General features: G+C 28.6%; 10 protein-coding genes. 4 read left to right on the plus strand and 6 right to left on the minus strand.

All coding sequences use genetic code 11. From position 1 onward, the window contains the following. Positions 1-9 precede the first annotated feature (9 nt). The 3 genes from F7018_RS16685 to F7018_RS16695 all read left to right on the plus strand — a co-directional run bounded on the left by F7018_RS16685 (position 10) and on the right by F7018_RS16695 (position 2,526). A complete protein-coding gene (locus F7018_RS16685) occupies positions 10-960 on the plus strand; it encodes an XdhC family protein (protein WP_150901242.1) in 951 nt (316 codons plus the stop codon). Between the two features lie 44 nt (positions 961-1,004). Next, positions 1,005-1,550 carry a Crp/Fnr family transcriptional regulator gene (locus tag F7018_RS16690; protein ID WP_150901243.1) on the plus strand — a complete coding sequence of 182 codons (546 nt, stop codon included), beginning with the start codon at positions 1,005-1,007 and terminating at the stop codon, positions 1,548-1,550. A 79-nt stretch (positions 1,551-1,629) separates the two neighbouring features. Continuing rightward, positions 1,630-2,526, plus strand: a complete 897-nt coding sequence (locus F7018_RS16695) for an oxidoreductase (RefSeq protein ID WP_150901244.1) — start codon at positions 1,630-1,632, stop codon at positions 2,524-2,526. Between the two features lie 33 nt (positions 2,527-2,559). Here the strand turns inward: F7018_RS16695 and F7018_RS16700 are convergent, their stop codons facing one another. The 6 genes from F7018_RS16700 to F7018_RS16725 form a co-directional block, all read right to left on the minus strand. Then, positions 2,560-3,054 (minus strand): hypothetical protein, encoded by a 495-nt coding sequence (locus tag F7018_RS16700; RefSeq protein WP_150901245.1) that lies wholly within the window; start codon positions 3,052-3,054, stop codon positions 2,560-2,562. Beyond that, positions 3,044-3,730: a hypothetical protein gene (locus tag F7018_RS16705; RefSeq protein ID WP_150901246.1), complete on the minus strand. Its 687-nt coding sequence runs from the start codon at positions 3,728-3,730 to the stop codon at positions 3,044-3,046. The genes F7018_RS16700 and F7018_RS16705 overlap by 11 nt, the downstream gene beginning before the upstream one ends. Positions 3,731-3,892: 162 nt before the next feature. Further along, positions 3,893-4,441 carry a VOC family protein gene (locus F7018_RS16710; protein WP_246175234.1) on the minus strand — a complete coding sequence of 183 codons (549 nt, stop codon included), beginning with the start codon at positions 4,439-4,441 and terminating at the stop codon, positions 3,893-3,895. A gap of 15 nt (positions 4,442-4,456) precedes the next feature. Beyond that, positions 4,457-4,852: a VOC family protein gene (locus F7018_RS16715; protein WP_150901247.1), complete on the minus strand. Its 396-nt coding sequence runs from the start codon at positions 4,850-4,852 to the stop codon at positions 4,457-4,459. Positions 4,853-4,911: 59 nt separating this feature from the next. Continuing rightward, positions 4,912-5,292: a helix-turn-helix domain-containing protein gene (locus F7018_RS16720; RefSeq protein WP_150901248.1), complete on the minus strand. Its 381-nt coding sequence runs from the start codon at positions 5,290-5,292 to the stop codon at positions 4,912-4,914. A 320-nt stretch (positions 5,293-5,612) separates the two neighbouring features. Beyond that, a complete protein-coding gene (locus F7018_RS16725) occupies positions 5,613-6,191 on the minus strand; it encodes a hypothetical protein (protein WP_150901249.1) in 579 nt (192 codons plus the stop codon). Between the two features lie 143 nt (positions 6,192-6,334). On the opposite strand from F7018_RS16725, the gene F7018_RS16730 reads away from it, so the two are divergent. After that, positions 6,335-6,730, plus strand: coding sequence for a hypothetical protein (locus F7018_RS16730; RefSeq protein WP_150901250.1), 396 nt, complete (start codon positions 6,335-6,337; stop codon positions 6,728-6,730). Positions 6,731-7,114 lie beyond the last annotated feature (384 nt).

The raw sequence follows: 7,114 nt of genomic DNA on the forward strand, positions 1-7,114 counted from the left end.
ATATACAAAGTGGAATTCTGGAAACACGTATTAGAACAACTACAAAACAATCAAAAGCTATATGTCTTAACAGTCATAGAAAATTTTGGAAGTTCACCAGGTAGAAAAGGGTTTAAAATGCTAGTTACCCAAAACAAATTCATCTATGGTTCAGTAGGTGGAGGTGTTATGGAATTCTCTTTGGTAGAAGAAGCTCAGGAGTTACTTCAAAAAGAACACTCCCCTACGTTTATAAAAAAACAAATTCATAAAGGAAACATCAAAGATGGATCTGGAATGATTTGTTCAGGAGAGCAAACAGTAGCATTTCACTGTTTACATAATGAGCACATTACTACAATTCAAGAACTACTTAATTGCTTACAAAAAGGAGAAAAAGGAAGTTTACAATTAACACCTAACTCTTTCACATTTACAAAAGAAACCATTGAAAATCAATTCGAATATCAAATCAACACTAATAACGATTGGTATTTTAAAGAACATATAGGTTTTAAAGAAACTTTATATATTGTAGGAGGAGGTCATGTAGGAGTAGCCGTTTCAGAACTATTTATAAAACTAGGCTTCCATGTTGTTATTTTTGACAACAGAGAAAACCTCAACACTTTAGAAAACAACAAATTTGCACACCAAAAACAAATAATAGACTACAACAATGTTAGTGATTATATTATTAAAGGTAATACTAGCTACGTAGCCATTATGACGAATAAATATACAGATGATAAATTAGTATTGAGTAAACTTTTAAAAAACAACTATAAGTTTATGGGAGTTTTAGGAAGTAAAGCCAAACTAAAAACAATGTGGGATGTGTTATTACAAGAAGGATTTACACAAGAAGAACTAAATACTGTCCACGCTCCTATTGGTATTTCAATAAAAAGTGAAACACCTGAAGAAATTGCAGTAAGTATTGCAGCACAAATTATACAAGTTAAAAATTTAGGGAAGTAAGATTATATTGATTTTTTATTTTAATTCCACTATCTTTCAAAAGCATGGACAATAATACAATCAATACACTGTTTCTAGAGCTTGAAAAAATTGGGACACCAATTAAATTACAAAGCCATAAAACATTAATAGAATTTAATGAAATAGCACAAAAGTTATTTTTAGTAAAAAAAGGAGGTGCTGTATTGTATCATGTACATCCAACAACAGGAGAAGAAAGAGCTATCAATTTTTTCATTCCTAACTATCATCCTATAGCAACAGTAGCCCAATCATTTACTTATAACACTCCTTCTAAATACCGACTTGCTACTTTTACCAATACCGAATTGATAGAGCTTACAAAAGAAACAATTACGGAATTTAGAGCAAGCTCAGAATTAGCAGAAGTTTTTCAAAACTATGGAATCATGAGTTTATTAGATAAAAACGAATTAAGAGCCATGTTAATTAGTTTGACTAGTGAAGAAATGCTAAAATACCTACACCAAAACTTGCCACAAGTTGTACAACAAGTACCCTCAAAATACATTGCAAATTTCCTCGGAATTACACCACAATGGCTTAGCAAACTAAAACACAAACTTTGATTTCTGAAATTAATTTCAGATTTGAAAAACTTATTAGTCACAATTTTGCATTGAATTTACGGAACGTAAAAAAGAAATTATGGCAAAGTGGGACGAAAACAACATACCAAACCTTAGTAATAAAATAGCAATCATAACTGGAGGTAATACAGGATTAGGATATCAAATAAGCTTAGAGTTAGCACGAAAAAATGCAATAATCATAATAGCTTGTAGAACTATTGACAAAGGATTTACAGCAATAAACCAAATAGAAAAAACACTAACCAAAAAAATTGATGCAGATGTAATTCGTTTGGATTTAACCGATATTAATTCCGTAAAGGAGTTCACTAAAGAATTTACTAAAAAATACAATCGTTTAGACATACTGATTAATAATGCAGGAGTCGTAAGTCTAGAAAAACATCAACTTACTAAAGATGGTGTTGAAATGCATATGGCAACAAATCACTTAGGACATTTTGCTTTGGTAGGATTGTTATTACCACAAATTAAAAAAACACCAAATGCACGAGTTGTAACCATGTCTAGTGGAGCATATCTTTTTGCTAATCTCGATTTTGACGACATCAACTATGAAAAGCGAGCATATGAAAGAACCAAATGTTATGGAGCAAGTAAATTAGCCAATTTACTTTTTATGGTAAGTCTCGATAAGTTATTCAAAACGCATAATTATTCAGCAATTTCGGTAGGTGCACATCCAGGGCTTTCTGCAACCAAAGGGCAAAAAGGAAGAGCAAAAGGACTCTTTTATAAAACCATGGCACAGTCGGTTAAAATGGGAGCTTTACCTGCCTTAATGGGTGCTACAGATGAAAACACCAAAGGACAAACTTATTTTGGTCCTAGATGGTTTATTAGAGGAAATCCAAAGCCAACAAAACTAAAAGAAATAGTATTTGATGAAGTCTTAGTAAAAAAACTATGGGAATATAGTGTAGAAACAACAGGCGTTAATTATGAATTTTAAAACAGTTAAGGTTTAAGAGTTTTCTTAAGCCTTTTATTTTTCTTTAGGAAGTTCAACTTTAATAACCTCAGCTTCCCCTATTTTATTTATATCCTCATGCAACCACCATTTCTGACCAATGTGTAAATATTGTTCAATTGGTTGACTTGTTAAAAACCTTGCTAGAACATTTTGAGTTTTACCTGGTTCTATTAAATTATTTTCACCAAATTGAAAATCTCCTACAAAAGCATATTTAAAGTTTCCATCACTTTCATATTCAAAAACATTATTAGGTCTATACCCATTTCTAATTGCACTTACTCTCCCTCCCTCTTCTTCCGTATACAAAGTCAATTTACATTCAACATGATACAAAGGAGGAGTTTCTTCTAAATCAAAATCAGTTATACTATACTCTGTATATTTTCCCCATGCATGATAATCAAACACTTTTGAAGAACCTTGATCCAACCATTTCTTAAAAACTAACTTACCATTAAACCAAAGATAAAACTCATGGTCTATTATTTCTTTTTTAATTATCATTTACCTTAATCTTTTCAAACTCCTTTTCAGTCATAATCTCTACCAATTCTAATTCAATTACTTTGTGTTGAATAGGTATTTTTCTTTTATACTTTATCATTCCAATATTTTTCACATAGTATGCATATTGATAAAATATTTGCTCAACCTTATGATCAAGTGCTTTAATTATATAATCATCTCTAAATTTAACAGCTTTATATTCTTTTCCTTTTACAGTAATAATCTCAATTCCTATTTCTGCTCTTTTCTTTTCAAATTCAAAACGACCATACTTATTTACATACTTAACTGAATAAGTATACACTTTCTCTCCATTCCATTTATAAACATCTTTATCAATTATTTTTGCTTTAATTTCTTTTCTATTTCCATCTCTATCTATTTCAAAATCGGTATAAGAAGTCAACTCTGCTCCTTTTTCAGTTATAATTTCATTAAATTTATTATAGATATTGAAATTAGAATCATAAGAAACTGTTTTTAATTCCTTAGTTTCAGGAATGGACGTTACTTTCCAATACTCAATTTTTGTAGAATCATTTTTATCAACATATTTATATACCTTAGTTTCATGTTGACTAGAAAATGGATAATAAAAATTCTTTAAATCTTCTTGAGATTTACAACTGGAAATCATAGCCAAAATCAAGATTAATGCAATATTCTTTTTCATTCAATTTTATCTTTATATAAATTATTTACACATAACAACGTAAAACGTTGACCGTAAAAATAAGCATATAATTATTCTTTTATAAACCAAAAACACCCTATACCCTACCTTTTATTTTCGGTAGATATAGGATGTCAATACTTTTATAAAAATAAAATAAATTTATTCAGCTAGGTTCAATTGCCAAGAAACACCAAAGCGATCTTCAACAAAAGCAAACTTTTTACTAAATCCATAGTTATCTAAAGGCATCATAACCTTACCACCTTCAGAGAGTTTTTCAAAAGTACTAGCAATACTTTCTTCTGACTTAAGATCTACAAATAAAGAAACACCAGGAGTAAAAGTCCAATCGTGTTTAATATAACTATCGCTACACATAAAAAGGCTTCCGTTCAATATAAATCGACCTATTTTTACCTTACCAGCACCAGGTTCATTTTTTTGATTATGTTGAATATCAACAATTTTTGAGTTTTCAAACAAGTCCACATAAAAATTCATTGCTTCTTCTGCATTACCATCTTGAAAAGTCAAAAAACTTGCAATTCCATTTTCAGCATTCGATTTGTTTTGATTTAATAAAGCTAACATACTATCCCTTTCTTGTTTTAAATGATTTAATTCTTTGTTTAAGTTTCCTTCTGCCTTAAAGTTATTACAACTAACAGTAATAACTCCAAGAATTACAAATACAATAAGTTTTCTCATACCTAATAATACAACTTATAAGATTTCAACAATCTGTATATGATTACCACAGGTATCGTTAAAAACAGCCAATTTAGCAGTTCCCATTTCAGTAGGCTCTACACTAAAAACCACTCCAAGATCAACCAATCTATTGTATTCTTTTTCAACATCCTCAACATTAAACTGAGTATAAGGAATACCTGCATCAAAAAGAGCTTTCTGATAAACTTTAGCAGGTTCAAAATCTTTAGGAGCAGGCTCCAATAACAACTCAGGACCATCTTGCTCCTCACCAGAAACTAATGTTAACCATCGATTACCACCACCAACAGGAACATCAATTTTCTTAACAAAATTTAGTTTTTCAGTATAAAACACAAGAGCTTTCTCTTGGTCATGAACAGGCACACTTACAATTCTAATTTTCATCCTCTATAATTTTAAAATAATTTGATACTGCAAAGTTTCGAATTATAGGCCAAAGAAATTTATCGAAAATTGCGCTTTCGATAGGCACTAGGAGAAAATCCAGTTTTTCTTTTAAATAGATTACTAAAAGAACTTAGACTTTCAAACCCAACTTCAAAACAAGTATCAGACACCGACAAACCATTGTTTATGTATTCTTTAGACATTTCAATTCTCCTATCAATCAAATATTGATTAGGAGTTTGTCCATAATATCTTTTAAACAAACGTAAAAGGTGATATTTAGAAACAAATCGAATACGAGAAAAGAGATCTAGATTTAAATTTTCTTTAAAGTTGTTATTTATATAATTCCTCAAACCAATAACAGTATCAATTTGCCATTGATTCGCATAACAATCAGCTTTAATTCGTAATATCTCTTTTTTATAAAAACTCATCTATTCTTCTAATGTCGATATATAAATATAATAAGAATAAAATTATTGATTTCTATCTAAGGTTAGTACTTCCTTAAATTCTTTCTCATATTGCTCATATGTGTTATTGTAACTTAAAGAACCAATCTCTTTAAGTCCTTCAATGATATTTAACTCACCAATTTTTTCAAACTTGTCTTTAAATTTAAATAAGTCTTTCTGTTCAATAGAATTAATAACAAAACCGAAACGAAAATTAGGCTTTCCTCCAGCATAGTTCCATACTTTCTCAATTCCTTTTTGAGAAATTTTAGTTTCCTCTTACTATTTATAACAATCTTTTATAACCCAACGTAATCAGCTTCTTTAAGAATCAACTCACCAAGTCCATCTTCTTCTATTTTTATAGAATACCAAGCTCTCCATTGGTTACCCGTATCAGGAACAGCTAAATTAGAACTTAAATAAATCACATTTCCTTTTATACTATCAATCTCAGTTAAAAAGAGATTACATTCAGTGTAAAAATCAGAATCTAATATTTTTTCAAAGCTTGTTCTATCAATCTTTTTAGTACTAAAAATTGAATCAGTTAAAAGTTTAAAATCAGAAACCATTTTATGAGAATGATCTAAATATACTGACTCTCCATCTTGAGATAAATTCCTAACAATAGAACTATCATTTAAACTATATGTTTTTATTTCAAGTTGATATTTTTTATTAGAAATTACAAACTCTTTTTTATCAGAAATGGTATCAAGAACTAAATCCCAATAATTATAAATAGTGTCTTTTTCTTGTTTCATTTCAATTTTTGACTGTTTTTTAATATTGAAGTCAGACTGTTTTTTTTGCTTATTCAAATTATCACAAGACGATAATAAAACTAAAAATGTTAGAAGTACTATTTTTTTCATTTATTGCAATTAATTATCTAAGATTTGGATTGTAAATATAAAAGAATTAAGATTACCTTTTAATAACTAGAATAACTAACATTAGATAAAAAAATAGTACTATTGAAAAGAGAATATAATTAAGAAGATTTAAAAAAAAACTAATGGGTATAATACTACTTCCTTTTCTGCTTGGAGCAATTGTAATAGGATTACTTTCTTTAATCAAATCAATAAAACTTATTAGATTAAAAGAAATAACTGTAAAAGAATTAATTCTTGGACTCTTTGTTTCTTTAATACTTTTCGGATTAATTATATTAATATATTATATAGAAGGGCAAGCTTGGGCACTAAGTCCTGCTTTTAGGATACCAATCTTTATGATATTCTTACCTTTCGGAATACATCTTTTATTTCAAAAAAATAAAAACCGAAACCTAGTTTTTTTATCAAAAATACTTTTAGTAAGTATTTCATTAACTTTATTTCTAGGAATTATTTTCAATAATTTACTTTTTAACTTAATAGAGTACATAGGAATTAGAAGTTACTATTAATAAAAATATTTACAATTGAATAATCCGTAATTCTTGCAACCTTATTTATAAAACTAGCATCCTAAAGTATAAAATTACCAATCCCATTCTATATTCTAACGCCCTAATTTATAAAACTAGCGTCCTAAAGTATAAAACTACCAATCCCATTGTATATTCTAATACCCTAATTTATAAAACTGCCAATCCTATTGTATATTCTACAACCCTATTTTATAAAACTAGCGTCCTAAAGTAGAAAACTACCAATCCCATTGTATATTCTAATACCCTAATTTATAAAACTGCCAATCCTATTGTATATTCTACAACCCTATTTTATAAAACTAGCGTCCTAAAGTAGAAAACTACCAATCCCATTGTATATTCTAATACCCTAATTTA

The organism is Tenacibaculum aiptasiae, assembly GCF_008806755.1.
Lineage (GTDB): Bacteria > Bacteroidota > Bacteroidia > Flavobacteriales > Flavobacteriaceae > Polaribacter > Polaribacter aiptasiae.

Bases quoted from the DNA above. Each gene is read 5' to 3' on its own strand.
- F7018_RS16690 (WP_150901243.1), top strand. From the start codon at position 1,005: ATGGACAATAATACAATCAATACACTGTTTCTAGAGCTTGAAAAAATT.
- F7018_RS16695 (WP_150901244.1), top strand. From the start codon at position 1,630: ATGGCAAAGTGGGACGAAAACAACATACCAAACCTTAGTAATAAAATA.
- F7018_RS16700 (WP_150901245.1), bottom strand. From the start codon at position 3,054: ATGATAATTAAAAAAGAAATAATAGACCATGAGTTTTATCTTTGGTTT.
- F7018_RS16705 (WP_150901246.1), bottom strand. From the start codon at position 3,730: ATGAAAAAGAATATTGCATTAATCTTGATTTTGGCTATGATTTCCAGT.
- F7018_RS16710 (WP_246175234.1), bottom strand. From the start codon at position 4,441: ATGAGAAAACTTATTGTATTTGTAATTCTTGGAGTTATTACTGTTAGT.
- F7018_RS16715 (WP_150901247.1), bottom strand. From the start codon at position 4,852: ATGAAAATTAGAATTGTAAGTGTGCCTGTTCATGACCAAGAGAAAGCT.
- F7018_RS16720 (WP_150901248.1), bottom strand. From the start codon at position 5,292: ATGAGTTTTTATAAAAAAGAGATATTACGAATTAAAGCTGATTGTTAT.
- F7018_RS16725 (WP_150901249.1), bottom strand. From the start codon at position 6,191: ATGAAAAAAATAGTACTTCTAACATTTTTAGTTTTATTATCGTCTTGT.
- F7018_RS16730 (WP_150901250.1), top strand. From the start codon at position 6,335: ATGGGTATAATACTACTTCCTTTTCTGCTTGGAGCAATTGTAATAGGA.